Raw genomic sequence first — 24966 nt, 5'->3', positions numbered from 1 at the left:
CACCAACCCGTTCACCCCCGGCCCATCCGTGCCTCGCGGCCGCCGCGGCGGCGGCCGCCGGATGCTGCGCCGTCGCCCGGCGCGTTGACCTGGACCGGGGCGGGAGCGTGGACCTCGCCGGGCTTGTAGTCCTTGTAGGTGCGGATCCAGTTCATGCAGTCCTTGTCGGTGCCGTTGAGCACGTTTGCGCCGCGCACCGCCTCCATCTCCTGCGGGCGGCAGGGGTTCATGATGGCGCTGGTCATGCCGGCGCCGATGACCATGGGGATGAAGGCGGCGTTGATGCCGTGGCGGTGCGGCAGGCCGAAGGAGACGTTGGACAGGCCGCAGGTGGTGTTGACCTTGAGTTCCTCGCGCAGGCGGCGCAGCAGCGCGAAGACCTGGCGGCCGGCATCGCCCAGCGCGCCGATCGGCATGACCAGCGGGTCGACGACGACGTCGTGCGGCTTGATGCCGTGGTCCATGGCGCGCTCGACGATCTTCTTGGCGACCGCGAAGCGCACGTCGGGGTCCATCGAGATGCCGGTCTCGTCGTTGGAGATCGCCACCACCGGCACGTCGTACTTGCGGCAGAGCGGCAGGATCGCCTCGAGCTTCTCCTCCTCGCCGGTGACCGAATTGACCAGCGGCCGGCCCTTGGCGACGCGCAGCCCGGCTTCGATGGCGGCCGTCACGGAACTGTCGATCGACAGCGGCAGGTCGACAAGTCCCTGGACGATCTGGAGCGTCTGGACGAGCAGGTCGGGCTCGGTGGCGTTCGGGTCGACGGCGGTGACGCCCGCATTGACGTCGAGCATCGTGGCGCCGGCGGCGGCCTGTTCGAGGGCGTCCCTGATGACGGTCTCGAAATTGCCGGCCACCATCTCGGCCGCCAGCTTCTTGCGGCCGGTCGGGTTGATGCGCTCGCCGATGACGCAGAAAGGCTGGTCGAAACCGATGATGATTTCCCGGGACGCCGAGGCGACGATGGTGCGGGTCATGTCTGTCTTCTCCGGGCGTCCGCGACGCGGTGAAAGATCGTTGAAGTGGTGGTCGGTCTGTTCGACCGGCAGGCGAGGGCGATCGGCGGGCTGGCGGTCAGCCGCTTTCGCGGCCCCCGGCCTTGGCCAGCGCGACCAGCCGCTCGCGGCCGTAGTCGGCGTCGATGGCGCTCATGGCCCTGTCTGCCTCGGCTTCGAGATCGTCGCCGACCGGCACCGGGGCAGCCTTGCGCCACTCTTCCAGATAGGCGCCGCTCTCGGCCGCGCCGGACCGCATCGCCGCCATGTCGATGGCCTCGGTGAAGCGCAGCGGCAGTTCGCGCTTGGCGTTGGCGCGGCCCTTCTTGACGATGACCTGCGCGGGAATGTCCCGCCAGTAGACGACGATCAGTTCGGCCATCGGCCTTGCTCCAGAGGATCTGTCACGAGATGTGCCGGAACGCGCCGGTCGCCGCTTCTCATGTGGCGACGTGAGCGCCTTCAAAAGCGACGTCGCAATGCGGACAGGAGATTGCGACGGCGGCGGCGCGCCGGCTCAGAACCAGTGGTGCATGCCGGCCGTCTTCCACAGGAGGTTCAGAACGGCCCCTGCGGAGACCACGACGGCGACGATGATGGCGATGGACGTGATGCCGATCGCCACCGCGATGCCGAACAGGATGCCGTCGCGCTCCGACAGGGCGAGCCCGACGAGCGTCGAGGCGAAGGCCGGCAGCCAGTTGCCGAGCGGCACCGGCAGCACCACGGCAATGCCGAGAATGAGGGCGATGACGCCGATGACCCGGTCGCCCTGGCGACGCCAGAACGGCCAGTAGCGCGGCCGCACCAGCCGCTCGAGCCGCTGCAGCAGCGGGACGATCCGCGCCGAACCGGTGCGGAACCGGTCGAGCGGGATCGATTTCGACAGGAGCGATGCCGGAAGCCAGGCGGTGCGGCGGCCGAGCACCATCTGCGCCGCGACGATGACGATGGGGATGCCGAGCACGACCGAGGCGCCGGGCGGCAGGGGCAGCAGATTGAGCGAGGAGAAGAAGACGAGCAGCGTGGCGAAGGAACGGTCGCCCAGGGCATCGCGGATGGATCCGACGGTGATCGGTCCGGTCGCTTCGGCCGCGAGCGTGAGAAACACGTCCGAGAGCCGTCGCGGCCTCGGCCGGCGTGCCTTCCCAGGCACGAGCGTGTCGTCGTCTCCGTCCATGTCTCGTCCCCGCGCCGGCACTGACGTCATGCGCTTGCGCCTTGCCCCGTCCGCTTATGCGACAATGGCCGTTAATCCTTGATGACAGCTTGCGCCAGCGGATTTGTCGCCGCCGCGGCCGGGTCATCGGCACGCGACCGACGCGCGCCGGACATGGATCAGCTAGAACCTCGAATCGGGCGTATTGATGAAGCGCGCAATGACGGTCAGGAAGCCGACCCGGATCGGCCTGCGGCAGCCGCAAGCGCCGGCACCAGGTCGCCATAGCCGGTGATTCGCTTTTCGTAGGCGAGGCCGAGCAGCCGCGCCGCATCCCGCGCCACGGCCTCCAGCGCCGGGTCCTCGGTCTGGGCGAGGTAGACGAGCTTCTCGTAATTGCCGAAGAAGTCGGCGATCAGCTCGGGATGGCGGTCGAGTCCCAGCGGCTTCATGAAGAAGGCGTCGAACTGGCGGCAGAGGAAGTCGGTCATGTAGAACGACGTCATGTCGTCGTCGGCGATCGCCTCGAAGGCGACCATGCCCTGGTAGAAGGCGAAGCAGTGCGGGCCTTCCATCCGCGCCACGCCGTGCTTCTCGCAGACGCGGTCGAGCAGGCCGCCCGTGCCGCAGTCGGCATAGCCGACGAAGATGTTGGCATGGCCCTGTGCCTTCGCCTTGACGATGGCGGCGTCGATGGCCGGGGCGATGCGGTCGGGGTGGAAGTGGAATTCGGCCGGCAGGCAGGTGAGTTCGAGATGGTCGAGGCCAAGGCGCTCCTTCACCGCGAGCACTTCGCGGGCGAGCATGCCGCAGGCCATGACGAGAACCTTATCGGGCTCCGCGCGTTGGTATCGGCTCGGACCCGAGCCAACCTCTTCAAGGAGACTTCCCATGACTGCCTCCCTGCTCACGCGTCTGACCGTTCTCACGGTGATGGCGCTCGCCTCGACGGGCTGTGCCAACACCATCCGCGGCATCGGCCGGGACACCGCCAACACGGTCGACGCCACCCAGAATGCCGGCGCGAACGTCGCCGAAGCCGCCGACTAGGCCGGCGGCCAGGCGTCGCCTCAGGCGTTGGCGCGCTGGTTGTGCTTGCGGCGCATGTATTCCTTGGCGGTCTCGACCGCCACGGCCGCGTCGCGGCAATAGGCGTCCGCGCCGACGGCCTTGCCGAATTCCTCGTTGAGCGGCGCGCCGCCGACGAGGACGACATAGTCGTCGCGGATGCCCTTTTCCTTCATCGTGTCGATCACGACCTTCATGTAGGGCATGGTCGTGGTCAGCAGCGCCGACATGCCGAGGATGTCCGGCTTCTCGCGCTCGATGGCGTCGAGATACTTCTCGACGGGATTGTTGATGCCGAGGTCGATGACGTCGAAGCCGGCGCCTTCCATCATCATGCCGACCAGGTTCTTGCCGATGTCATGGATGTCGCCCTTGACGGTGCCGATCACCATCTTGCCCTGCTTCGGCGCGCCGGTGGCGGCCAGGAGCGGACGCAGGATGAACATGCCGGCCTTCATGGCGTTGGCCGACAAAAGCACCTCGGGCACGAAGAGGATGCCGTCGCGGAAATCCTCGCCGACGATCCGCATGCCCTCCACCAGGGCCTCGGTCAGCACCTTGTAAGGCGCCCAGCCGCGCTCCAGCAGGATGTTGGTTCCCTCCTCGATCTCCTCCTTGAGGCCGTCGTAGAGGTCGTCGTGCATCTGCTGGACGAGTTCGTCGTCAGACAGGTCGGCAAGGATGATTTCGTCGTCGGACATCGTGGGCTCCAGAGGATGCTTCGGGGCGTTCGGTCACGCTCCCGGACAGTGGCCAATGTGTATTCGGCAAGGGCAGGGCATTCATAGTCGATTTGCGACTTGAGACGCGACGAAAGCGACTGGAAATCATCATGCGACGGTGTCGATTTTGCGACAGTCCCTGGCGTTGCCGGGACGGTTCGGCGATGGTCCATCACTACGATCCGGGCCAATGGCCGGAAAGGGCCTGAACTCATGTCGGGAAGCGAACCCATGGACGAGAATCTGGCAGTGGAGCAAGCCGCCGGCACGGCGCGGCGCGCGCGCGGCGACCGCGGCGGAGCATCGGCACGGCGTGCCGCACGGTCCGGTGGCGGGCCCGGCCTGCAGCAGCCCTACATCCTGCGGCGGATCAAGGTCTACGAGGTCCTCGACGAGGAGGGCCTGTCGCTGATCGAGGCCAATGCCGACACGGTGCTGGAAGAGATCGGCATCGAGTTCCGCGACGATGCCGAGGCGCTGCAGATGTGGCGCGACGCGGGCGCCGACGTGAAGGGCGAGCGTGTCCACTTCCCCAGGGGCCTGCCGCGCTCGCTGCTGAAGAGCGCGCCGTCGGTCTTCACCCAGCACGCCCGCAATCCCGAGCGCTCCGTCCAGATCGGCGGCGACGCCACCGTCTTCGCGCCGGTCTACGGCCCGCCCTTCGTGCGCGACCTCGACGGCAACCGGCGCTATGCCACGATCGAGGATTTCCGCAACTTCGTGAAGCTCACCTACATGGCGCCGTCGCTGCACCATTCGGGCGGCACGGTGTGCGAGCCGGTCGACGTGCCGGTCAACAAGCGCCATCTCGACATGATCCACGCCCACATGACGCTGTCGGACAAGCCCTTCATGGGCTCGGTGACGGCGCCGGAGCGGGCCGAGGATACGGTGGCGATGGCCAAGATCCTGTTCGGCGCCGATTTCGTCGAGAACAACACCGTCATCATCAACCTGATCAACGCCAATTCGCCGATGGTCTTCGACGAGACCATGCTGGGCGCGGCCAAGGTCTATGCCCGCAACAACCAGGCCACCATCATCACGCCCTTCATCCTGGCGGGAGCGATGAGCCCGGTCACCGTCGCCGGCACGCTGACGCAGGTGCTGGCCGAGGTGCTGGCGGGGGCTGCCTTCACCCAGCTCGTGCGGCCGGGTGCGCCGGTGCTGTTCGGCACCTTCGCCTCCTCGATCTCGATGCAATCGGGCGCGCCGACCTTTGGCACGCCGGAGCCGACGCTGGTCTCCTACGGCGCCGGCCAGCTGGCGCGGCGTCTGGGCCTGCCCTTCCGCACCGGCGGCTCGCTCTGCGCCTCCAAGATCCCCGACGCGCAGGCCGCCTACGAGAGCGCCAACACGCTGACCTCGACGCTGCTCGCCGGTACCAACTTCGTGCTGCACGCGGCAGGCTGGCTCGAGGGCGGGCTCGCCTCCTGCTACGAGAAGTTCATGATGGACATCGATCAGCTCGGCATGCAGCAGAAGCTCGCCGCCGGCGTCGACCTGTCCGAGAACGGCCAGGCGATGGACGCCATCCGCGAGGTCGGCCCCGGCAGCCACTATCTCGGCTGCTCGCACACACAGGCCAATTTCCAGTCGGCCTTCTACCGCTCGTCGATCGCCGACAACAATTCCTACGAGCAGTGGCAGGCCGAGGGCGAGAAGCGGGCGGAGCAGCGCGCCAACGACCTCGCCCGCCGCTGGCTCGAGACCTACGAGGCGCCGGCCCTCGACGAGGGCATCGCCGAGGGCCTGCGCGACTTCATCGCGACCAAGAAGCAGTCCATGCCCGACGCCTTCACTTGAAGCGAGCCCGATACAGGCCGGGCTAAAGTGGCCGATCTGATCCACAAGGAAGTCTGGAGAACCGCCTTCTCCGGACCGAAGAAGCCGCGCTGAGCGGCCGCGTGCCGGCGATGCCGGCCCGCGTCCGCTGCCGGCCGGACCAGACGGGCGGGCGACTGCCTCCGGTCGGCGAACTTTACAGAACTTTACCTTGCGAAACGTTGCGCGGCTTGTCCTGGATCAACCGTGCGGCCTAGCCTCCGGGACATCGTGAAGCGCCTCCTGCGAGAGGGTTCGAAAGGTCCCGACCATGCCAGCCATCGTTGCTCCCGTCTCATCCGTCCGTCCCGCCGGCTATTCCGCCGCCCAGATCGCCCTGCACTGGATCATGGCCGCCATGGTGCTGTTCCAAGTGGTGATGGGCGAGAACATCGGACCCGCCTGGAAGGCGTTCCGCGAGGGAACGACGCCCGCCGAGGCCGATCTCTTCGCCGCCAATGTTCATGTCGCGATCGGCATGGGCGTGTTCGCGCTGGCCGTGATCCGGCTGTTCCTGCGCGTCACCCACGGCGCGCCGCCGCTTCCCTCCGGCCAGAGCAGGCTCCAGACCGCGATCGCCCATGCCGTGCACGGGGTGCTCTACCTCGTCATCCTTGCCATGCCGGTCAGTGGCGGCGCCGCCTGGTTCGGAGGGGTCGAACTCGCGGGCACCATACACCACTTCGCCAAGCCGGTGATCGTCATCGCGGTGGCGCTGCACGTGGCCGGCGCGCTGGTGCAGCATTTCGTCAAGAAGACCGACGTGCTGACGCGCATGCTGCGGCCGGAACGCAGCGCGGCCTGACGCTGCCGTCGGCGAAGCGGCCGACGGAGGCTTGCGACCGGCGGCACGGCAATGCGACAAGATGTGCGAGCACGAACGCCCGGAGCCGTTGCCTTGACCAAGCGCATGATCGACATCGCCACCGCCGACGGCCCCTGCCGCGCCGGCCTGTTCATTCCCGACGGCGGGGCGAAGGCCGCCGTCATCCTGTTCATGGACATCTTCGGCCCGCGCCCGGCGCTCGACGCCATGGCCGAAAGGCTGGTCGCGGCCGGTTACGCGGTGCTCGTGCCGGACCTGTTCCATCGCTTCGGCGACAGGCCGGTGTTCGAGCCGAAGACCGCCTTTTCCGACGAGGCGACCAAGGAGCGGCTTTTCGGCATGCTGCGCGCGACCACGCAGGCCCTGACGATCGCCGACACCGGCGCCTTTCTCGACGCGCTGTCGGCGGAAGGATTTTCCGGTCCGGTCGGCGTCACCGGCTACTGCATGGGCGGCGCCCGCGCGCTCAATGTCGCTGCGGCCTGGCCCGACCGCATCGCCGCCGCGGCGAGCTTCCATGGCGGCAACCTCGCCGCCGATGCCGAAGACAGTCCGCACCGGCACGCGGCGAAGATGAAGGCGCGGATCTACGTCGGTGCGGCGGGCGTCGACGGGTCCTTCCCGCCGGAGCAGGCGGGCAAGCTAGCCGAGGCGTTGCGCACCGCCGAGGTCGACCACGTCATCGAGAACTATGCCGGCACCAAGCATGGCTGGTGCGTGCCCGACCACTCCGTCTTCGACGCAGCCGGCGCCGAGCGCCACTGGAAGCGGCTGGTCACGCTGTTTTCCGAGACGCTGGCGGCCTGAGGCGGGGTCGGGAGGCCTTGGCGCGAGGGCAGGAGGCCAGCCGGATGGATGCGATCGATCACCACGGAATCGCGGCCGCGCTCGCCTTTCACGGGCTGATCGCGCGCGGCGGCATCGACTTCGGCAAGGATGAAGCCGTGCCGCCCGGTCCGTCCGGAGCGCCGGCCCGCGCCGTGCTGCTCGTCGGCCATGCCGGCTCCTCGATCTGGCCGGCCTTCGCCGCCTGGCGGGCGACGCAGCCGGCGGGCTTGCCCGATCCGCTCGACGCCTGGTCGCGCGTGGTGATCGGCGGCGTGGCGGCGCGCTTCGGCGCCCGCGCCGTCTCGCCCTCGGACAGGCCCTGGCTGCCCTTCCAGGCCTGGGCGATGCGCGCCGAAGGGCTACGGCCGTCGCCGCTCGGCATCCTCATGCATCCGGTCTTCGGACCCTGGCACGCCTACAGGGGAGCGCTGCTGTTCGACGCCCCGCTGGGGCTCGGCCAGGTCGAACCTCAATCGAAGCATCATCCCTGCGACGCATGTATCGGAAAACCCTGCCTGAAGGCCTGTCCGGTCGGCGCCCATGGGGAAGCCGGATTCGCCTATGAGGCCTGCCTCGGCCATGTCCGCTCGCCAGTGGGAAAGTCCTGCGCCTCCGGCGGCTGCCTCGACCGCAGGGCCTGCCCCGTGGGGCACGCATATCGCTACGCGCCCGAGCAGCAGGCTTTTCACATGGCGGCGTTTGCGGGCCGGTCCTGAAGGGCCGTCTGCGCCGTGCGGTTTCGGCGAACCCCGGCGGCGCCAAGAGAGGCAATGTCCGCGCGAACTGCGGGTTGCGGATGAAGGCATGGCAACCGATGATGGAGGGGGCGGTGCGCTTGCGGGGCTGGACGAAAGCCCAGAACAGGTGCCTGCGCGGGATGAAGGGCGCCTGCCGCCCGAGGCGATCAAGCGCGGCTTTGCAAGCAAGGCCGCCTGGAGCATGGGAAATGACGAGACGGAGCCATACGATCATGATCGAGGAGGAAAGCGGGCGCATGTCCGTCTACCGCCATCACGGCGACGATCAGAAGGTGCTGTACACTGCATACACCTTCGAAGCGATCAGGACAGCCGGGTTCGACGGGTTTGCGCGGCAGCTTGGCGAGGATCTTGTTTTCGATACCGGTGAGCTGAGAAAACTGCTCGAGCTTTGACCGGCGGGTCGGTCCGTCCCTTTCGGACAGTGCCATCGAGACGCCGCCCGGTGCTGGCGCGCGCGTGCAGGTCTGCGACGACCCCGATAGATCAGTGCAGGAGGGCCCTGGACCGTCTCCTGCTCATGGCGATTCTCAGGCCCTGGAGCCATGCCTGGAGGGGTATCTGACCACCGAAACCCGTCGCGACGATCCGGCGTCCCAGGCGGAAGCCGAATCGCGCGAAGACATTGCGGACGAAAACGCGGTCGCCGACCGCCTGTCGAAGGGCGGGCGCGTTTCGCAGGAAGATGTCGATGCCCAGCGGGGTTCGATAGAAATCCTGCAGCTCGCTCGAATTTCGCCATGTCGCCTGATCGATGACGCGCCAGAAATCATCGGCAAGGAGCCAGCTGTTGTGGCCGGCATTCTTCAGCAGGTGGTCGATGCTCTGGTACATGTCGAGCTTGCTCTTCTCGACGAATTCGGCCGTCCCGCTCCTGATGCCGGTTATCGACTCCCGACTCGCAAAATAGTTCTGGCCGTGGATCCGGTAGGTGGACAGCGGGATGTCGATGAGCGCCGTTCCGGCGAATGCGTGGCAGAGCGGCAGGAAATGCGCATCGGCCGCCCGCATTACCTTGCGCTGTTCCGGCTTGAACTTCATCAGTTCGGCAATCGATCTGCGCATCATGTTGCCGGTGCCTGGAGACCAGAGCCAGCCTTTGATGCGGCTCGGAACGAACGCCGTCAGACGGTCCAGTTCGGCGAAGGCCTCGTCGCTGACGGTCGCGAGGCGCAGGACCGTCGAGCCGGCCCGCAAACCCTTCCGCGCATGCTCCTGATGGATGTCGATCATGTGGTAGGACGATGTCAGGGCCGTTCCCGCGCCATCGACCTCGCACACGTTGCTGGACGTTATCCCGACGCTTCGCTTTGATGCCAGGTGGACTTGGACGTGTATCGACGCGAAGTCCGGAAAGAGCTCGTCGTCCGCGTCGACGATCGTCACGAACTGGCCATTGATCTCGTCGAGGGCGATCAGCGCGGCTCCCAGTTGGCCGATGTTTTCGTCCAGCCGGAGAACTCGGAAGCGGGCATCGTCGCCGATGTGGCGGCGGATGATCTCGACGCTCTCGTCGGTCGAGCCATTGTCGACGACAAGGCATTCGAAATGGGAATAGGTCTGGCGAATGATGGAATCGATGGTCGCGCCGACATAGCGGCCGTAGTTCCAGTTGACGAGAATGAAGCTGACCAGAGGAGCGGAGACGCTCGAGACGGTCGAGCCGGACAGGGTGAGCTTCAACTTCTCGGTCCCATTTCTCTCCAGCCCGTTGTCAGATGCCTTCCGTCGAGATCGCTCCAGCATCCGTTCCATGTCTTGTCGCACGATCGGCCGGGATTTCTCTGCCATACGGACCCGAGGTGCACAATCTTGCCGTTCAAGCCGATGCGCTTTTTCCGATAGCGGACCCGAAGCAGCCGGACGGCCATGACAGCGATGGCTATGTGAGCTATGATATAGTGAATATCACTACTCTGGAGGTCGCTCATGGACGACGCCATTTCCGCCGCGGATGCCAATCGTCGTTTCTCCCGCATCCTGCAGGGCGTGAAGGAGGGGAAAACCTACATCGTCACCAGCCACGGCAAGGCGGTCGCCCGGATTCTGCCCGCCGAACCCGACGAACGCGCGGGCTCGGCAGCCCGAGCGGCGCTCCTGGCGCGGCTGTCCGGTCAGCCGCTGGTCGACGTCGGACCCTGGACGCGGGAAGAACTCTACGAGGATCGGGGGTGAAGGCTGCCTTCGACACCAACGTTCTCGCCTATGCCTAGGGCCTGAACGATCTCCGTCGACGCTCCGTGGCGCTCGATCTGCTTGGGCGCATTCCACGACGATCGGCCATCCTTCCCGTCCAGGTCCTGGGCGAGTTGTTCAACGTCCTCGTGCGCAAGGCTGGCAGGAGCCGTGGCGATGCGCGCGCGGCGATGCTCGGCTGGGGCGATGCGTTCACGGTCGTTCCCACGACCGCCGACGCGATGGTGAAGGCGATGGACCTTGCCGCAGACCATGGGCTCGCAATCCGCGACGCTGTCGTGCTGAGCGTCGCCTCGAGCGCCGGCTGCCGTCTGCTGCTGTCGGAAGACATGCAGGAAGGGTTCACCTGGGGAGGCCTGACGGTCGTCAATCCGTTCGCCGACGAGAAGCATGAACTCCTCGCGATCCTGCTCGGCGAAAGACCGTAACGAAGAAGCCCGTTCGAGATCGTGGCGCGGCCGCGTGGTCGACGGCGTCCCGAGCAGGCCTGCCGGCTACCGCGTCGGCAGGTCGGCCTTCGCCAGGCCTTCCAGCACGCGCTCCCAGTCCGACGGGTCCTTGTAGGGCAGGATGCGGGAGCGATGTTCGAGCGAGTAGCGCGGGTTGACCACGAAGACCTCGTCCCAGACCCGTTTCGCCTCGTCCTTCTGTCCGAGATGCCCCAGCGTGGAGGCGAGCAGGACGCGGGCGACGTCGGTGTTGGGGGACTTCGCGATTCGCTCGCGCAGCAGCGGCTCCGCCAGCTCGTACTCGCCCTTCATGTAATGGGCATGAGCGAGGAAATAGAGCCACATGTCGGGATAGCGCGGGTTGAGGCGGACGGCCTTTTCAAGCGATTCGATCGCAAGGTCGGGCTCGTGCATGTAGACGAGCATGTTGCCGCGCGTGACGTGCGTTTCGGCGTCGCCGGGCGCGAGCTCGACGGCCCGGGCGAGCACCGCGCAGGCTTCCTCCATCCGCCTCTCCCACAGCAGGCAGACCGCCAGCGCCCGGTGGGCGAGCGCATCGTCCGGACCGAGTTCGAGCGCCTTCTCGGCGGTGCGGTGGGCGAGATCGAGCGTGCCCTGCGGGTCACTCGTCCAGTTGTTGACGTAGTCGAGGATGTGCGCGAAGGCGAGGCCCGAATGCGGGAAGGTCAGGTGCGGATCGAGCGCGATGGCGCGCTCGAACAGCTTGATACCCTCGGCCACGCGTTCCTGCGTCGCGCCGAAGATCAGTTCGCGGCCGCGCAGCGCGAGGTCGTAGGCCTCGATGTTGGGCTGGTAGCGCTGCGAGAGGCGATCCTTCTCGCCGAGCTTGAGATGGACCTTCAGCTCGTTGACGATGGTGAGCGTGATCTCGTCCTGGATGGCGAAGATGTCCTCCAGCACGCGGTCGTAGCGCTCGGCCCAGACATGGCCGCCCGTCGTCCCGTCGATCAGCTGGGCGGTGATGCGCACGCGGTTGCCGGCGCGCCGCACGCTGCCTTCCAGCACGTGGCGGACGCCGAGTTCGCGCGCCACCTGCTTCACGTCGACCGCGCGGCCCTTGTAGGTGAAGGACGAGTTGCGGGCGATGACCAGCAGCGACGAGATCTTCGACAGGTCGGTGATGATGTCTTCGGTGATGCCGTCGGAAAAATAGTCCTGCTCGGCGTCACCGCTCATGTTGTCGAAGGGCAGGACGGCGATCGAGGCGGACTCGGCCGGAACCGTGGGCGGCAGGGGCCAGGAGGCGGACTGGCCGTCGATCCGGATCGAGAAGGTGCGGACAGGCTCCGAGATGTTCTTGACGTTGCGCAGGCCGCGATCCTCGAAGACGAGGTCGAGCTTGTCCTTCACCTGGTCGTGGACCGTTCCCGAAATGCAGATGCCGCCGTCCTGGGCGATGCCCTCGATGCGCGCCGCGACGTTGACGCCGTCGCCGAACAGGTCGTCCCCTTCCACCACCACGTCGCCGACATTGATGCCGACCCGCAGCGTCAGGTGGCCCGGCGACTGGGAAAGCGCGTTGCTGTCCTTGATGGCGCGCTGGACGTCGACGGCGTACTGCACGGCGTCGACCGCGCTGTGGAACTCCGCGATCATGCCGTCGCCCGTCGACTTGACCAGCCGGCCGCTGTACTCGGCGAGCTTGGGATCGAGCAGCTCCGACCGCAGCCGGCGCAGGCGCTCGAGCGTCATCGCCTCGTCGGAATGCATCAGCCGGGAATAGCCGACGACGTCGGTCACGAGGATCGCGGCCAGCCGCCGCTGGACCCGGATCGGCGATCCGCGGACAGGGGAGGTGGGAGTGGCGGTGTTGTCCATGGGCTGCGGGTCGCTTGCGTGCCTTGCCGGCGGTCCCGGCCAACTCTGTTCGAGCAAGAACGGTCGGAAGGCGACTCAGCCCCCCGGCATTCTCCTCGGTCCGCCCCTATGTGGCCTTCGCACCTGCAAAGAACAAGGGTCGCCACGGCACGTCTGGCTCACGCCGCTGTGACCTGCACGCTACAGAGATCGTGATGTGGTGGCGCAGGCACATCGACAAAATCCGTTCGAAAGCCCGAAAAGTACAGAGGGCGCATGGTATTGCAGAAGCCTTCGTCGGCGAAATCACCGACCAATATGAATACCATTTGATATTGAAATTCCGAATATGCTCTGTTTCCCCATAAGAATTACTCGATCATGTTTCCGCGGATATGCATTGGCGAAAACATTCTGAGCGCAGATTCTGGCTTCATCTACGCCGGAGAGTGTGACATTGAGACAGAACTTTCGATCATTCCCGATGATCCCGGTGACGCGGTATTGTCCCTGGTAGGGATGGCCGAAGACAGACGTATAGAGCCACGGCAATGGGTACGTGAGAGCCGATTTCACTATAAAGAAGATAAAAAAATAGAACAGCAACATCTTTCCGGACAGAAAATGGAAGTGAGACTTTGTAATCTCTTCGAATACACGAGTCCTCAACCAGAGAGATATTGCAAAAGAGAAAACAAAAATGAATGTTGTAGGATAAATATTATTCAAAATGAAAAGCGAAGGTATAAAAGATAGTGTAAAAAACGAAAAGGCAAAATAAATAATCGTAGAAACAAATATTATAAATAAGAAAGCGAAATTCAAATATTTCATTATCGCTTTCATATTATTCTTGATCGGGCTACCGCATGTAAGGCTGCACTATGAATAAAGGGTGCAGTCCGTTGAGTGAGTTGAGTTATGGTCTGGTCCTCGTGAAGGCGCGAAAAAGCTGTCGGCTGCTGAAGTCGACTTCGTTGTGCCGACCGCCAGCCGCGCCTTTTCCATGTGACGTCGATATTGTTGCACGGCATGGGCGGACTTAAAACGAGTGGTCGAAAGAAATCCGTGCCGCGTCCCCAAGGAATGGCAGACTGGCTGCGTCTCACTGACGAATGATGGCGATGACGGCACAGGCTGAAGCAACCGATGACGATCTCGTGGCGCGGGCACGGGCCGGCGACCGCGATGCGTTCGCGGCGCTGGTCGAGCGCCACTACGACTTCGTCTTCCGCGTCGCCTGGCGCTGGTGCGGCCGCCGCGCGGATGCCGAGGACATCGCCCAGGAGGTCTGCATCCGGCTCGGCAGGGCGATCGCCGGCTTCCGCGGCGAGGGGCGCTTCACCACCTGGCTGTACCAGCTGACGCTGAACGCGGCGCGCGACCAGGGCCGCCGCGTCGCCCGCGAGGCGACCAGGGTGGCGGCATACGGCGTTCATGCCCTGTCGGCCGCGGCCGTCGTCGAACCGGAGCCGGACGATCCGGCCGATGCGCTGTGGGAGGCGGTGCGGCAGCTGCCGCCCAAGCAGTGCGAGGCGGTGCTGCTCGTCTATGGCGAAGGGCTCAGCCACGACGCCGCGTCCGACGTGATGGGATGCGCCGAGGCGACGGTGTCGTGGCACATCCACGAGGCCAGGAAACGGCTGAAGGCGCTGATGCGCCCGGCCCGGGAACGATGACCATGGCTAGGGACGAACTCGACATCCTGCGCGATCAGCGCGCGCCGCGCCCCGACGAGGCGGCGAAGCGCCGCGCGCTGTCGGCGGCCATGCAGGCCTTCGACGAAAATTCTTCGCAGGCGCCCCAAGGATCGGCGCGGCCGCAGCGTCCCAGCACCAGGACAACGTCGTTCTGGAGCAGGATCATGGACCGCAGACTTCTTTCCACCCCCGCCATCGCCAGCATCCTGGCGCTACCGGCGGCCGGCTTTGCCGCCTACGTGCTGGTGAACGAGAACCCGTTCGGCCGGCAGGGTCCGTTCGTCGACAGTCGCGTCGAGCAGGGTCCGGCGCAGAAGACGGCCGCGCCCGCCGAGCCGGCGCCGGCAGCGGCGCCTGCCGCCGAACGCGAGGAGGCCGCCCGCGACCTCGCTCTCGGCGGCGAGGCGGCGGAAGCCGACCGCTCCTTCGACGCGGCACCCCTGGCCGCGGCGCCGATGACGGCTGCACCGCCGCCCGAGGCGCCGGCGCGGCTGATGACGCGGGAGGCGGCACCCGGCGCCCGCGCGGCCAGCCAGCCATTTCCGCCGGCCGTGCTGCCGGCGCCGGTCGATGCGCTGCCGCTGGCGGAGGAGAACCGCGACCGCATCGAGGCCTTCGACACCAATCCGGTGCGCTCGGCGCTCGAGAACCCGGTCTCGACCTTCTCGATCGACGTCGATACCGCCTCCTACGCCTTCGTGCGCTCATCGCTGAAGAGCGGCGTGCTGCCACAGGCCGACACGGTTCGCGTCGAGGAGATGATCAACTACTTCCCCTACGACTGGCCGGGTCCGCAGGACGCCGCCACGCCGTTCAACACCACGGTGAGCGTGATGCCGACGCCGTGGAACGGGCAGACGAAGCTGATGCACGTCGCCATCAAGGGCTATGATCTGCAGCCGGCCGAAAGGCCGGCGTCCAACCTCGTCTTCCTGATCGACACCTCGGGCTCGATGAACCAGCCCGACAAGCTGCCGCTCCTGAAGAACGCCTTCCGCCTGCTGGTCGACCGGCTGTCGGAGAAGGACAGTGTGGCCATCGTCGCCTATGCCGGCAGCGCCGGCACCGTGCTGGAGCCGACGCCGGGCTCGGAGAAGGAAAAGATCCTGGCCGCGCTCGACCGGCTCGACGCCGGCGGCTCGACGGCGGGCGAGGAGGGCCTGCGGCAGGCCTACCGGCTGGCGCAGGAGAGCTTCATCGAGGGCGGCGTCAACCGGGTGATGCTGGCCACCGACGGCGACTTCAACGTCGGCCAGAGCTCGGACGAGGAGCTGAAGCGGCTGATCGAGGCGAAGCGCGCAAGCGGCGTCTTCCTGTCGGTCTTCGGCTTCGGCCGCGGCAACTACAACGACCAGATGATGCAGACCATCGCCCAGAACGGCAACGGCACGGCCGCCTATATCGACACGCTGGCCGAGGCCGAGAAGACGCTGGTGCAGGAGGCCTCGTCAACGCTGTTCACGATCGCCGGGGACGTGAAGATCCAGGTCGAGTTCAACCCGGCCACCGTCGCGGAATACCGGCTGATCGGCTACGAGACCCGGGCGCTCGCCCGCGAGGACTTCAACAACGACCGCGTCGACGCCGGCGACATCGGTTCGGGCCATTCGGTCACCGCCATCTACGAGATCACGCCGAAGGGCAGCCCGGCGCAGATGATCGACGACCTGCGCTACGGCGAGGCGAAGACCGACAATGCGACCGGCATCGCCCATGGCGACGAATATGCCTTCGTGAAGATCCGCTACAAGCTGCCGCAGGAGGACGTCTCCACCCTGATCGAGACGCCGGTGACGGCCGCAAGCGAGATCGCCGGCTTCGACGCGGCGAGCGACGACCAGCGCTTCTCGGTCGCCGTCGCCGCCTTCGGGCAGAAGCTGAGGGGCGCGGACCAGACGGCCGGCCTCGGCTACGACAGGATCATCGACATCGCCACCGCCGCCCGCGGCGCCGACCCGTTCGGCTACCGCGCGGAGTTCCTCCAGCTCGTGCGCCTCGCCTCGGCGCTCGACGCCAGGCGGTAGTGGCGGTCAGGACACCGCGGCGGCAGGGCAGGGCGGGGGCGCCCGGGTGCCCGAGCCTGCCGCGGTGTCCACCTTCGGGCGGGTGAGGCAGGCCGGCGGAGCAGCAGCTCCGCCGGCCTTTTCCGTGACGCCGAACGGCGCGGCCTCGCCACACACAATCGTGTCCGCGGCGTGTGCTGGCGCGCGTTGACGCTGCGGCGGCGGCGCCATTAGCCTCCGCGCAGGGCGACGAATGCCGCCCAGGGTTGAACGAGGCGCGTCCGAGCGCGCCGGCCAGAGGTTCGATGCGATACGCGTTTCAGGAGACACCGCCGCAGGCGCGCATCATGCTGCCGGCCGTCGAGCGCTCGCAGTCCAGTGGCGTCGTCGGCGTGGAGGAGGCCTGGGACATAGCCTTCTGCCTGTGGCGCGCGCCGGTTGGCTTCGACGTCTCGATCCCGGCGCTGGACCACGTCACCCTCAGCATCCTCGACGACGGCCCGCCCTTCATGCGCATGGACGGACGCTGGCGCGGGCGGTCCGGGGGGCAGGGCACCGACGCATTCCTGCTCTATCCGGGCGGCTACGACCGCCGCTGGATCGCGCCGGGCGACACGACGGGCCGCCATTACTACCTGAAGCCTGGCCTCGTCGCGGCGGCGGCGCGGGAACTCGGCCGCAGCGAGGAACCGGTACTGCGCGAGGATCGCGTCTTCGCGCATGATGCCGAACTGCGCCAGATGCTCGACCAGTATGTCCGGCGCGGCGTCGACCCGGTGTCGCCGCCGCAGCCGATCGAAATGGACCTGCGCGCCCTCCTGATCGGCATGCGGCTGGTCGGCTTCCATGCCGCAGGGTCGGGTTCCGTCGCCGCCCCCCGGATCGGTGCGCTGTCGCCGCGGCGGCTGCGCATGGTGGCCGACGCCGTCGAGGCCTGGCTCGACCAGGACGTGTCGCTCGACCGGCTGGCCGCAGTCGCCGGCCTCGGCAAGTATCATTTCGTCACCGCCTTCCGCCAGGCGACGGGGCTGACGCCGCACCGCTTCGTCATGCTGCGCCGCGTCGAGCGCGCCAAGGCGGCGCTGGCGGGCGACGAACCGATCACCAGCATCGCGCTGGCCTGCGGCTTCGCGTCCCACCAGCATTTCACCACCGTCTTCCGCCGCGAGACCGGCGCGACGCCGTCGCAGTGGCGGCGCCGGATCGCGGGAGACTGATCCGGCCCCGGCGGGGCGCGGCGGGCTTCCTGCCGATCAGAACGTGACGATCTAACGTCCCTCGTCGAGCAGCGCGCGCAGCGAGGCGTGGCCCTTGTCGTCGACGAGAAAGGGGATGCCCGGCGGACAGGGGTCCCCGAGGGACTGTGCCATCGTCAGGCGCCGTAGCGGCGGGTGAAACCCCTGAGCGAGACCGACTGGTCCATCCGCATGATGCCGGCGTCCTCGATCGTCACATGCGCCTCGAGCCCGCGCTTGAAGCCAACGAGCAGCCGTTCCGCCGCGGGGTCGTCGGGACCGATCACCACTTCGCACATACTGGCCTTGCCGTCCGGGAAGCGGCATTCGCCGTCGGCAAAGACATGGTCGAGCGCGAGCACCGGCGCGCGGTCGATGCGCACGGTGAGCCTCGAGCCGGCGACGCCGGTCATTTCGGTGCGCAGGGTGACGGTCGTGCCGGCCGTGCCGCGCTCGAAGGAGGAGACGACATGGCGCATGCCGGCCTCGCCGATCTCGACGGTGACGGGCTGGGCGGTCGCGCCGACCGGGCTGGCGGCCACCGCGGCGAGGCTCAGGGCGCAGACGGCCAGATGGAGAGGGTGCATCCGGAATTCCTTTCGTCGAACCTTGGAGAAACGGGGGAGGGATCCGGGCCGGGGGACCCGGATCCCGCTGCCTCAGTTGATGCGGTAGACAACCGGGCAGTTGACGAGGAAGCCGACGGCCTGGGGCGGGCCGCCCGCGATCGACACGACGATGCCCTTGGCGCCGGCATTCTCGATGTCGATGGCGTTGGTGAGCTTCGTGCGCCATCCCTTCTCGATCGCCTCCTCGGTCCACAGGACCGGGAAGAGGCGCCAGATCGGGCTGTAGTCGAGGTTGATGGTCGGGATGCCGCCCAAAACGTTGAGCGGTCCGTGTCCGCCGTCCGACAGCGCCGAGTTCACGCCCTGGCGGAACGGATGGTCGATGCCGGTCGGACCGTTGACGAAGACGTAGATGCGTTCGGCGGATTCGCCGGGAGCGGCGTCTTCCAGCGCAAACGGCGTGTCGTTGAGCGCCGGCGTCAGGATCGCGCCTTCGAGCGTCGCCACCACCGGGTCGTTCGCCTCGGTCGAGAGGTAGAAGATCGGCTTGCCGAAGGTGTAGCCGAGCGTCATCTGCAGTGTCACCGTGCCGTCGCGCGGACAGATCGCGGTGACCTTGTCGTGCACGACCGTCTTGTCGACGGCGCCGTCGCACATGGCGTTCAGCGTCTCCTCGGAGGCGTCGAAGGCGACCATGGGCATGTTGAAGACGGCGTTCTTGCCGTTCTCGAACTGGACGAGCGGCGAGTAGTCGGCGTCGCCGATCGCGCCGGGCTGCGCGGATTTCGGCGGGAAGAAGTTCGGCGCGTCGCCCGGCGTCACCGCGTGCTCCGGCTTGAAATCCACCTTGCCGGAGGCGAAGACGAAGGTACCGTCCTTCTCGATCCGGGCGCTGCGGGTGGCCTTGCCGATCAGGCCGTAGGCCAGCTTGGCGGAATAGTTGATGCCGTGCAGGTTGGCGAGGTTCTCGTCGGTCACGTCGGTCAGCACCGACCAGACCAGCTCGCCCGATTCCAGCCTGCCCTTGCGCAGCGGCACCGTCATCGTGCCTTTCTCGAGGTCGATATGGGCAGACTTCATGAGCAGGACCGGGCCGAGGAAGCTCGGGTCGACCTCTGACGGGGAGGGCTGGGCAACGACGATATGCTCGTCCGGGAAGATGGCGCCGGGCGCCGGGCGCGCCTCGTGCAGCGGGGCGCCCTCGGTGCCGCGCACGATCACCTCGGCCGAGGCCGGAGCAGACAGGGCGAGCGCCAGCAGGCTGGTGGAGAGGGCAAGCAGCGCAGAAGTGGCGCGCCGGACAGTATGGGACGTCGAAAGCATGGGTCGGTCTCCGTCGGAATGATGCGAACGCGTCATCGGCTCGCAGGACCATTCTTCGCCGGAGGGCGCCCGGCCTTCTTCCGCTGCCCTGCGCTGGTTTTCGTGATTCCTGCGCTCTTGCGGCGACGGCGTCCGTTCGGGATAGCGCGATGCCTCAGGCGTCCCCGGCCGCCTGGTCCGTCGTCGCGGCGCGGTTCGTGCGCAGGCTGCCGGGCGTGGCGAGGTCGAGCCGGCGGAACACGTCGTTCATGTGGCTCTGCGATGAGAAGCCGCAGCCGGTTGCGACTTGCGCGATGGGCAGGGTGCCGTTGAGAAGCATGTCGCGCGCGCGGGCCGCGCGGCGGCGCATCAGCCAGCGGTGCGGCGTCTCCCCGACCCGCGTCCGGAAGGCGCGGGTGAAGTGGAAGGGCGACAGGCAGGCGACCGCGGCCATGTCGTCGATCGACAGGTCGGTCGCGAGCTCGGCCTCGACGAAATCGGCGACGCGCCGGTAGCGCTCTTCCGACAGCACCGCAGCACCGTATTTGGGCGATCGCGAGAGGTTGGAATGGCGCCGGACCAGGCCGACGCCGATCTCGATCAGCAGCGCGTCGACGAGGCTGCGGTTGGCGAGGCCTGGTTCGGCCTGCTCGCGGCAGAGATGTTCGGCCAGTGTCGCCAGCGCCGGATCGTTCGACCAGTCGACCTGGTCGAGCGAAAAGGCCCCGCCGGCCGCGTCCTCGACCAGTTCGCAAAGGCGGGCGCGCCGGAAATGCACCTGAAGCAGTTCATAGCGCCCCTGCGCCTGCACGTTGGTGGAGATGCCCTGCGGCAGGAGCATGACCTGGCGCGGGCGCGGCGCCTGGCGCCTGTCGGTGCCGCTGAGCCGGAAGGTGTGGAAGCGGACGTCGGGCGCCACGTCGGTCGCAAACAGCAGGATGTCGTGGAAGGTGTCGGGGCCCTCGATCTCGGTGACGTTGTCGTTGACCTTGTGCACCGCCGAGACGCCGTTGCGCTCGGGAACCGTCCAGAGGTTCCTCGGACGGTCGGCATACCAGATGGCGGTGTCGTAGCTTTGCAGGCCCGTTGTCGGCCGGAAACCCGTTCGCTCCTGGTGCACGGCTCTCCTCTCCGCCTTTGCGCGAACCCGGTTCCCGCTTGCGGCGGGGCGGGTTTCAGCGCTGGCAGGATGGCGTGGCGGAGGCGAGGATCGCTTCCACGATCTTGCGACCCAGGTCGCTATCGACGGCAGGCGGACGGGCTGGCGCACGAACGGGAAACGCGCGATCCGACGATCCGGAGCAAAAGTCTCGCCTGCGGAGCCGGTCAGCGGCAATACAAGGTTGACCCCTCGGCCAAGGCGATGATGGACCGTGTCAGGACGAGATCAGCAACTGTCTGTCTTCCAGCGAGAGGCCACGGCCTTTCCTCAGTCCGGCGCGTAATGCCTTCCTCGCAATCGTCTGACGCTCGCGGGCCCATTGGTCGAAACGACCCACGGTTGCTTCAGGTGCGTTCACCGCAAGCCATTTGCCCATTCTTTCGATCGAATAGGCTTCGACCCATGACTTGTCTTCCCAGCCTATGACGAAAGCGCGGATGGCTGACTCGGCCACAGTGGCATCGGTCTCGCCGGTGAGCGCCCGTTTCAGTCGATCGCGGTCACTCGGGCGGAAGTTTGCTAGCCTCTGCTGAAGCTCTTTCTCGAGCGACTGGCCTTTCGACACGGCTCTGCTCCATCTTGTCCGGCATGTTGATCACAGATAGTCCACGGACACGTCAAGTCCGATCTCGCTGAAGAGCCTGGCAACCGCATCGACTTGTGCCTTTTGGGGAGGCTTCTGCTTGCAGTAACGTCCGGAATTGGCGTTCAGGACCCAGTGCACGCCGTCGCCGTCTTCGTCCAGCGCCAGTTCGCCGGCAATCCGGACTCTCCCGCCCTTCACAAGGGTGGGATGTCCCAGCTTCCGGTCTTCCGCAGGATGGCGAAGCCCGCGACGTCTGGGGTAGCCGCGCATGCTCGGCGTGTCGCCGAACTCGCCGATCTCTTCAACCGCCACCAGAACGTTACCCGCCGCGTCGATAGCCCACAGGAAGTTCTGCGTCGTCGCGGCGAACTTCAAGAGCGCCGTCTGAACGCACTGCTCAAGGTTCTTCAGCCGTCCCGCAAGATCGGGGTCGAGCGTGCAGAGCGAGTTCGGTTCCCTCTCGTGTTCCCAGGGCATTATTCGTTCAGGGCTGCGAAGTACACCGAAACGAAGGTCGAGATCGTCATCCAAACGCGATTCCCCCACGAACCTCTGGAGGTATGCTTAGATGAACGACAGTTGATTTTCAACGTTACATGCAAGTCGTCGCGATGCTTGCGTCAGCCCCGCGCGCGGCGCCTTTCGCGGCGGCCTTCGCCGCCGGTGCCGGCACCGCTCTCGCTCGCCACCTTGTTGCGCAGCGGGCCGATGCGGGAGACGACGTCCTCGACCGTCGGGCGGGTGCCCTTGTGATGGTGGTCGAGCGCGACGCGCATGGCGGCGAGGTGCGAAAACGAGGTGCCGCAGCAGCCGCCGATGATCTTCGCGCCGCCATCGACGGCGAGGCGGACGTAATCGGCCATCAGCTCCGGCGTGCCGGAATAGTGGATCTCGGTGCCGCGGAATTCGGGGATGCCGCAATTGCCCTTGACGATGAGCGTGGCGTCGGGACGGGCGTCCGCCATGTCGAACAGCGAGGACAGGATGTCGGAGGCGCCGACGCCGCAATTGGCGCCGATGCCGACCGGCTGGCTCGCCAGGCCCTCGGCTACGCCGTGGATGTCCTTCGGGGCGAGCCCCATCATCGTCCGGCCGGCGGTGTCGAAGGAGGCGGTGACGGTGTAGGGCAGGCCGACGCGGATGGCAGCCTCGGCGGCCGCGCGGATCTCGTCCGGCGACGACATGGTCTCGATCCAGGCGACATCGGCACCGCCGGCCTTCAGCCCCTCCATCTGCTCGGCGAAGGCGTCGACCGCCTCGTCATAGGTCATCGCGCCGAGCGGCTGCAGCAGTTCCCCGGTCGGGCCGACGGAGCCGGCGACGATGACCTTGCGGCCGGCGGCGTCTGCGACCTTGCGGGCGAGTTCGGCGGCGCGGCGGTTCAGGTCGGCCACCCGGTCCTGGGCATGGTGCAGCTTCAGCCGGTGGCGCGTGCCGCCGAAGGAATTGGTGAGGATGATGTCGGCCCCGGCCTCGACGAAGCCCCGGTGCAGGGCTTCGATCTTCTCCGGTGACGTCTCGTTCCAGAGTTCGGGCGCCTCGCCGGATTCCAGGCCCATCGCGAAGAGGTTGGTGCCCGTGGCACCGTCGGCGAGAAGCACGCCCTTTTCGGCGAGGAGGGCATCGATGGGATTGGTCATGGGCGTATCGTCCGACGGAGGGAAGTTCGGATAATGATATAAAGAAATCTTTATATCCAGTCAACGGATGCCGTGTTCCATCTCCGCGGCAAAACGCGCGGCCTCGTGCGCGTTGACGACCGCGCCGCGGATCAGATTGTCGAAATGGCGCGTCAGCGCCCGGATGGCGGCGATGGAGTTGAGCACGAGGTAGACGTCGCCGGCATAGATCGCGGCGCGGTAGGGGCCGAAGATCGTGTAGGGCAGCGAATAGCGCTGGCGCCCGTCATAGAGGTAGAGCCGCACGGCGGGGTAGAGTTCGTCGAGGAGACCGGCCATGTGGCGCAGCTGCGCGCGCCGCGCATCCGCGGGAAAGCCCGACCAGACACCCATGCCGGCTGCGAAGATCTCCAGCGTATGGCGCGGCATGCAGATTTCCATGTCGGTCTCGGGCCGGCGCGTATAGTCGATCCGGTACTGCGTTTCGCCCGCCTGCACCTCGCGGCTGCGCAGCGACACGTCGGACTCGAAATCGATCAGCGCCTCGGTGCGCAGCAGGTCGGGAATGCCGGCCGGCACGTAGCGGATCTTGGTGCCCGCGGCTTCCGTGTGCCAGCGCGCGAGCGGCGTGCCGTCGTAGCCGCCGGTCGCTTCCTCCATCTCGAAGGTCTCGCGCATCTCGCCGGTCAGGCCCTCGTCCTGGCTGAGCCCCATCAGCCAGTCGAGCGAAACGCGGTGCTCGGCGGCGATGTTCATCAGCGTCTCGGCGCGGGGCAGGCGGGTGGAGGTGCCGGAAAGGAGCTGCGACAGCGCCGAGCGGTCGATGCCGACATCGGCCGCGAAGGCCGACTGGTTCTTGCCCGATCGGGCGAGCAGCACCCGCAGCCGCTCGCGGAACAGATCCGACAGGTCGCGTTTGTCGACCATAAGCCCTCCGCTGTTTACCAAACACAACATTTGCAGCCTTCGCGGCGCAGTGTCAACGTTTCGTGCGCAAACGCACATGGTCGAGCGCGGCTGCTCCTGACAACATTCCGTCAGGATCACCACTTCTTGATTCCCGGGGAAACTTGACAATCATGAGAAGCAGCGAGAGAGGCGGGGGCCTCCTGCGCATCGAATGGCCGACGATCGCGCTGATCGCGGCCTGCTACGGCGCCTGGCTGGCGCTGGGATTGTGGGTCTGGCCCGACTGGCCGCTGCTGGCGCTCGCCGCACTCGGCGTCGTGCTGGCGCTGCAGTCGTCGCTGATGCACGAGGCCTCGCACGGCCATCCGACGCGCTCGGCGCGGCTGAACGAACTGCTCGTCGCCCTGCCGGTCGGCCTCGTCTGGCCCTTCCGGCGGTTCAAGACGGTGCATCTGCGCCACCACGCCGACGACCGGCTGACCGATCCCTTCGACGATCCCGAGAGCTACTACCGGGCGCTCTGGCAGCACGACCGGCTGCCGCGCGCGATGAGGGCGCTGCTGGCGATCAACAACACCATGCTCGGCCGCATGCTGCTCAACCCGTGGCTCGGCTCGATCGGCTTCCTGATCGCGGACGCCCGCGCGATCCTCGGCGGCGACCGGGTCATAGGCCGCGCCTGGCTCATGCACGGGCTGGGGCTCGCCGTCGTCCTGCCGGTCATCCACTACGGTTTCGGCATCCCGCTCTGGCTCTACGTCATCGGCCCGGTCTGGCTCGGCCAGGCGCTGATCTCGGTGCGCACCTATGCCGAGCACCAGTGGTCGGAGCGTCCCGACGGCCGCACCATCATCGTCGAACGTTCGCCGCTGTCGATCCTGTTCCTCAACAACAATTTGCACCTCGTGCATCACAAGATGCCGAACGTGGCCTGGTACCGGCTGCCGGCGCTGTTTGCCGCGCGGCGGGAGGAATGGGTGAAGATGAACGGCGGCTACGTGTTCCCCAACTACCGCGCGCTGCTCGCCACCTACGCCTTCCGCGCCAAGGAACCGGTGGTGCACCCCGTGCTGCGTCGCGCGCCGGAAGGCGGCCGCGCCTTCCGGCCCCGCGTGCGGGGACGCTCGGTGGCAGGCCTCGGCGGCATGGCGCCGGTGCCGACCGAGCCATCGAAGGATTGAGCGGTTCCAGGCGCGATCGAGGATCGCCGTGGTTGCCCGGGCTTGCCACGCCGG

General features: G+C 66.9%; 26 protein-coding genes. 12 read left to right on the top strand and 14 right to left on the bottom strand.

Features of this window, described 5'->3' with window-relative positions:
• Positions 1 to 11: 11 nt before the first annotated feature.
• The 4 genes from N1F91_RS10315 to N1F91_RS10300 all read right to left on the bottom strand — a co-directional run bounded on the left by N1F91_RS10315 (position 12) and on the right by N1F91_RS10300 (position 3050).
• Complete coding sequence (locus N1F91_RS10315; RefSeq protein WP_289991892.1) at positions 12 to 980, bottom strand: methyltetrahydrofolate cobalamin methyltransferase; 969 nt, start codon at positions 978 to 980, stop codon at positions 12 to 14.
• 97 nt (positions 981 to 1077) lie between these two features.
• Positions 1078 to 1380: a virulence factor gene (locus tag N1F91_RS10310; protein WP_289991891.1), complete on the bottom strand. Its 303-nt coding sequence runs from the start codon at positions 1378 to 1380 to the stop codon at positions 1078 to 1080.
• Positions 1381 to 1515: 135 nt separating this feature from the next.
• Complete coding sequence (locus tag N1F91_RS10305) at positions 1516 to 2178, bottom strand: exopolysaccharide biosynthesis protein (RefSeq protein ID WP_289991890.1); 663 nt, start codon at positions 2176 to 2178, stop codon at positions 1516 to 1518.
• A 206-nt stretch (positions 2179 to 2384) separates the two neighbouring features.
• Entirely contained in the window at positions 2385 to 3050 is a 666-nt protein-coding gene (locus tag N1F91_RS10300) for a DUF1638 domain-containing protein (protein ID WP_289991889.1), read from the bottom strand.
• Between N1F91_RS10300 and N1F91_RS10295 the strand changes: the two genes are divergently transcribed.
• Positions 3049 to 3207, top strand: coding sequence for an entericidin (locus tag N1F91_RS10295; protein ID WP_289991888.1), 159 nt, complete (start codon positions 3049 to 3051; stop codon positions 3205 to 3207). The genes N1F91_RS10300 and N1F91_RS10295 overlap by 2 nt on opposite strands.
• 20 nt (positions 3208 to 3227) lie before the next feature.
• Here N1F91_RS10295 and N1F91_RS10290 read toward each other — a convergent pair whose 3' ends face one another.
• Entirely contained in the window at positions 3228 to 3926 is a 699-nt protein-coding gene (locus tag N1F91_RS10290) for a B12-binding domain-containing protein (protein WP_289991887.1), read from the bottom strand.
• Positions 3927 to 4178: 252 nt separating this feature from the next.
• Here N1F91_RS10290 and N1F91_RS10285 point away from each other — a divergent pair, with 252 nt between their 5' ends.
• The 5 genes from N1F91_RS10285 (at position 4179) to N1F91_RS10265 (ending at position 8578) form a co-directional block, all read left to right on the top strand.
• Positions 4179 to 5753: a trimethylamine methyltransferase family protein gene (locus tag N1F91_RS10285; RefSeq protein ID WP_289991886.1), complete on the top strand. Its 1575-nt coding sequence runs from the start codon at positions 4179 to 4181 to the stop codon at positions 5751 to 5753.
• Positions 5754 to 6042: 289 nt separating this feature from the next.
• The gene (locus N1F91_RS10280) at positions 6043 to 6576 is read left to right on the top strand and encodes a cytochrome b/b6 domain-containing protein (RefSeq protein WP_289991885.1); all 534 of its coding nucleotides are present in this window, start codon (positions 6043 to 6045) and stop codon (positions 6574 to 6576) included.
• A gap of 93 nt (positions 6577 to 6669) precedes the next feature.
• Complete coding sequence (locus tag N1F91_RS10275; protein WP_289991884.1) at positions 6670 to 7404, top strand: dienelactone hydrolase family protein; 735 nt, start codon at positions 6670 to 6672, stop codon at positions 7402 to 7404.
• Positions 7405 to 7448: 44 nt separating this feature from the next.
• Complete coding sequence (locus N1F91_RS10270; protein WP_289991883.1) at positions 7449 to 8141, top strand: hypothetical protein; 693 nt, start codon at positions 7449 to 7451, stop codon at positions 8139 to 8141.
• A gap of 254 nt (positions 8142 to 8395) precedes the next feature.
• Positions 8396 to 8578: a hypothetical protein gene (locus N1F91_RS10265; RefSeq protein WP_289991882.1), complete on the top strand. Its 183-nt coding sequence runs from the start codon at positions 8396 to 8398 to the stop codon at positions 8576 to 8578.
• A 91-nt stretch (positions 8579 to 8669) separates the two neighbouring features.
• On the opposite strand, the gene N1F91_RS10260 is transcribed toward N1F91_RS10265, so the two are convergent.
• Complete coding sequence (locus tag N1F91_RS10260; protein ID WP_289991881.1) at positions 8670 to 9866, bottom strand: glycosyltransferase family A protein; 1197 nt, start codon at positions 9864 to 9866, stop codon at positions 8670 to 8672.
• 246 nt (positions 9867 to 10112) lie between these two features.
• Between N1F91_RS10260 and N1F91_RS10255 the strand changes: the two genes are divergently transcribed.
• The gene (locus N1F91_RS10255) at positions 10113 to 10358 is read left to right on the top strand and encodes a type II toxin-antitoxin system prevent-host-death family antitoxin (protein ID WP_289991880.1); all 246 of its coding nucleotides are present in this window, start codon (positions 10113 to 10115) and stop codon (positions 10356 to 10358) included.
• A gap of 41 nt (positions 10359 to 10399) precedes the next feature.
• Entirely contained in the window at positions 10400 to 10807 is a 408-nt protein-coding gene (locus tag N1F91_RS10250; protein WP_354670538.1) for a PIN domain-containing protein, read from the top strand.
• Positions 10808 to 10873: 66 nt separating this feature from the next.
• On the opposite strand, the gene N1F91_RS10245 is transcribed toward N1F91_RS10250, so the two are convergent.
• On the bottom strand, positions 10874 to 12667 hold the full coding sequence (locus N1F91_RS10245; protein WP_289991878.1) for an adenylate/guanylate cyclase domain-containing protein: 1794 nt from the start codon (positions 12665 to 12667) through the stop codon (positions 10874 to 10876).
• 1094 nt (positions 12668 to 13761) lie between these two features.
• On the opposite strand from N1F91_RS10245, the gene N1F91_RS10240 reads away from it, so the two are divergent.
• The 3 genes from N1F91_RS10240 (at position 13762) to N1F91_RS10230 (ending at position 17566) form a co-directional block, all read left to right on the top strand.
• Positions 13762 to 14325, top strand: a complete 564-nt coding sequence (locus N1F91_RS10240) for an RNA polymerase sigma factor (protein ID WP_289991876.1) — start codon at positions 13762 to 13764, stop codon at positions 14323 to 14325.
• A 2-nt stretch (positions 14326 to 14327) separates the two neighbouring features.
• Positions 14328 to 16370, top strand: a complete 2043-nt coding sequence (locus N1F91_RS10235; protein WP_289991875.1) for a VWA domain-containing protein — start codon at positions 14328 to 14330, stop codon at positions 16368 to 16370.
• Positions 16371 to 16654: 284 nt separating this feature from the next.
• Positions 16655 to 17566, top strand: coding sequence for an AraC family transcriptional regulator (locus tag N1F91_RS10230; RefSeq protein WP_289991873.1), 912 nt, complete (start codon positions 16655 to 16657; stop codon positions 17564 to 17566).
• A 155-nt stretch (positions 17567 to 17721) separates the two neighbouring features.
• Here the strand turns inward: N1F91_RS10230 and N1F91_RS10225 are convergent, their stop codons facing one another.
• The 7 genes from N1F91_RS10225 to N1F91_RS10195 all read right to left on the bottom strand — a co-directional run bounded on the left by N1F91_RS10225 (position 17722) and on the right by N1F91_RS10195 (position 23749).
• The gene (locus N1F91_RS10225) at positions 17722 to 18171 is read right to left on the bottom strand and encodes a hypothetical protein (protein WP_289991872.1); all 450 of its coding nucleotides are present in this window, start codon (positions 18169 to 18171) and stop codon (positions 17722 to 17724) included.
• Positions 18172 to 18243: 72 nt separating this feature from the next.
• A complete protein-coding gene (locus N1F91_RS10220) occupies positions 18244 to 19476 on the bottom strand; it encodes a hypothetical protein (RefSeq protein ID WP_289991871.1) in 1233 nt (410 codons plus the stop codon).
• Between the two features lie 154 nt (positions 19477 to 19630).
• The gene (locus N1F91_RS10215) at positions 19631 to 20575 is read right to left on the bottom strand and encodes an AraC family transcriptional regulator (RefSeq protein ID WP_289991870.1); all 945 of its coding nucleotides are present in this window, start codon (positions 20573 to 20575) and stop codon (positions 19631 to 19633) included.
• Positions 20576 to 20831: 256 nt separating this feature from the next.
• Positions 20832 to 21182 carry a hypothetical protein gene (locus tag N1F91_RS10210; RefSeq protein ID WP_289991869.1) on the bottom strand — a complete coding sequence of 117 codons (351 nt, stop codon included), beginning with the start codon at positions 21180 to 21182 and terminating at the stop codon, positions 20832 to 20834.
• A 30-nt stretch (positions 21183 to 21212) separates the two neighbouring features.
• On the bottom strand, positions 21213 to 21734 hold the full coding sequence (locus tag N1F91_RS10205) for a hypothetical protein (RefSeq protein WP_289991868.1): 522 nt from the start codon (positions 21732 to 21734) through the stop codon (positions 21213 to 21215).
• 89 nt (positions 21735 to 21823) lie between these two features.
• Positions 21824 to 22843, bottom strand: coding sequence for a betaine--homocysteine S-methyltransferase (gene bmt / locus N1F91_RS10200; RefSeq protein WP_289991867.1), 1020 nt, complete (start codon positions 22841 to 22843; stop codon positions 21824 to 21826).
• A gap of 60 nt (positions 22844 to 22903) precedes the next feature.
• Positions 22904 to 23749, bottom strand: a complete 846-nt coding sequence (locus tag N1F91_RS10195; protein WP_289991866.1) for a helix-turn-helix transcriptional regulator — start codon at positions 23747 to 23749, stop codon at positions 22904 to 22906.
• Between the two features lie 152 nt (positions 23750 to 23901).
• Here N1F91_RS10195 and N1F91_RS10190 point away from each other — a divergent pair, with 152 nt between their 5' ends.
• Entirely contained in the window at positions 23902 to 24912 is a 1011-nt protein-coding gene (locus N1F91_RS10190; protein ID WP_289991865.1) for a fatty acid desaturase, read from the top strand.
• Positions 24913 to 24966 lie beyond the last annotated feature (54 nt).

The sequence above is a fragment of the Aquibium sp. ELW1220 genome (assembly GCF_030398385.1).
Classification (GTDB): Bacteria; Pseudomonadota; Alphaproteobacteria; order Rhizobiales; family Rhizobiaceae; genus Aquibium.
The sequence above is the reverse complement of the archived record's forward strand: the minus strand, read 5'-3'. Positions and strand labels throughout refer to the sequence as shown.

What these genes read in the sequence shown, in the direction of transcription:
- N1F91_RS10315 (WP_289991892.1), bottom strand. Translation starts at nt 980, where the DNA reads ATGACCCGCACCATCGTCGCCTCGGCGTCCCGGGAAATCATCATCGGT.
- N1F91_RS10310 (WP_289991891.1), bottom strand. Translation starts at nt 1,380, where the DNA reads ATGGCCGAACTGATCGTCGTCTACTGGCGGGACATTCCCGCGCAGGTC.
- N1F91_RS10305 (WP_289991890.1), bottom strand. Translation starts at nt 2,178, where the DNA reads ATGGACGGAGACGACGACACGCTCGTGCCTGGGAAGGCACGCCGGCCG.
- N1F91_RS10295 (WP_289991888.1), top strand. Translation starts at nt 3,049, where the DNA reads ATGACTGCCTCCCTGCTCACGCGTCTGACCGTTCTCACGGTGATGGCG.
- N1F91_RS10300 (WP_289991889.1), bottom strand. Translation starts at nt 3,050, where the DNA reads ATGGGAAGTCTCCTTGAAGAGGTTGGCTCGGGTCCGAGCCGATACCAA.
- N1F91_RS10290 (WP_289991887.1), bottom strand. Translation starts at nt 3,926, where the DNA reads ATGTCCGACGACGAAATCATCCTTGCCGACCTGTCTGACGACGAACTC.
- N1F91_RS10285 (WP_289991886.1), top strand. Translation starts at nt 4,179, where the DNA reads ATGGACGAGAATCTGGCAGTGGAGCAAGCCGCCGGCACGGCGCGGCGC.
- N1F91_RS10280 (WP_289991885.1), top strand. Translation starts at nt 6,043, where the DNA reads ATGCCAGCCATCGTTGCTCCCGTCTCATCCGTCCGTCCCGCCGGCTAT.
- N1F91_RS10270 (WP_289991883.1), top strand. Translation starts at nt 7,449, where the DNA reads ATGGATGCGATCGATCACCACGGAATCGCGGCCGCGCTCGCCTTTCAC.
- N1F91_RS10265 (WP_289991882.1), top strand. Translation starts at nt 8,396, where the DNA reads ATGATCGAGGAGGAAAGCGGGCGCATGTCCGTCTACCGCCATCACGGC.
- N1F91_RS10255 (WP_289991880.1), top strand. Translation starts at nt 10,113, where the DNA reads ATGGACGACGCCATTTCCGCCGCGGATGCCAATCGTCGTTTCTCCCGC.
- N1F91_RS10245 (WP_289991878.1), bottom strand. Translation starts at nt 12,667, where the DNA reads ATGGACAACACCGCCACTCCCACCTCCCCTGTCCGCGGATCGCCGATC.
- N1F91_RS10240 (WP_289991876.1), top strand. Translation starts at nt 13,762, where the DNA reads ATGATGGCGATGACGGCACAGGCTGAAGCAACCGATGACGATCTCGTG.
- N1F91_RS10235 (WP_289991875.1), top strand. Translation starts at nt 14,328, where the DNA reads ATGGCTAGGGACGAACTCGACATCCTGCGCGATCAGCGCGCGCCGCGC.
- N1F91_RS10230 (WP_289991873.1), top strand. Translation starts at nt 16,655, where the DNA reads ATGCGATACGCGTTTCAGGAGACACCGCCGCAGGCGCGCATCATGCTG.
- N1F91_RS10225 (WP_289991872.1), bottom strand. Translation starts at nt 18,171, where the DNA reads ATGCACCCTCTCCATCTGGCCGTCTGCGCCCTGAGCCTCGCCGCGGTG.
- N1F91_RS10220 (WP_289991871.1), bottom strand. Translation starts at nt 19,476, where the DNA reads ATGCTTTCGACGTCCCATACTGTCCGGCGCGCCACTTCTGCGCTGCTT.
- bmt (WP_289991867.1), bottom strand. Translation starts at nt 22,843, where the DNA reads ATGACCAATCCCATCGATGCCCTCCTCGCCGAAAAGGGCGTGCTTCTC.
- N1F91_RS10195 (WP_289991866.1), bottom strand. Translation starts at nt 23,749, where the DNA reads ATGGTCGACAAACGCGACCTGTCGGATCTGTTCCGCGAGCGGCTGCGG.
- N1F91_RS10190 (WP_289991865.1), top strand. Translation starts at nt 23,902, where the DNA reads ATGAGAAGCAGCGAGAGAGGCGGGGGCCTCCTGCGCATCGAATGGCCG.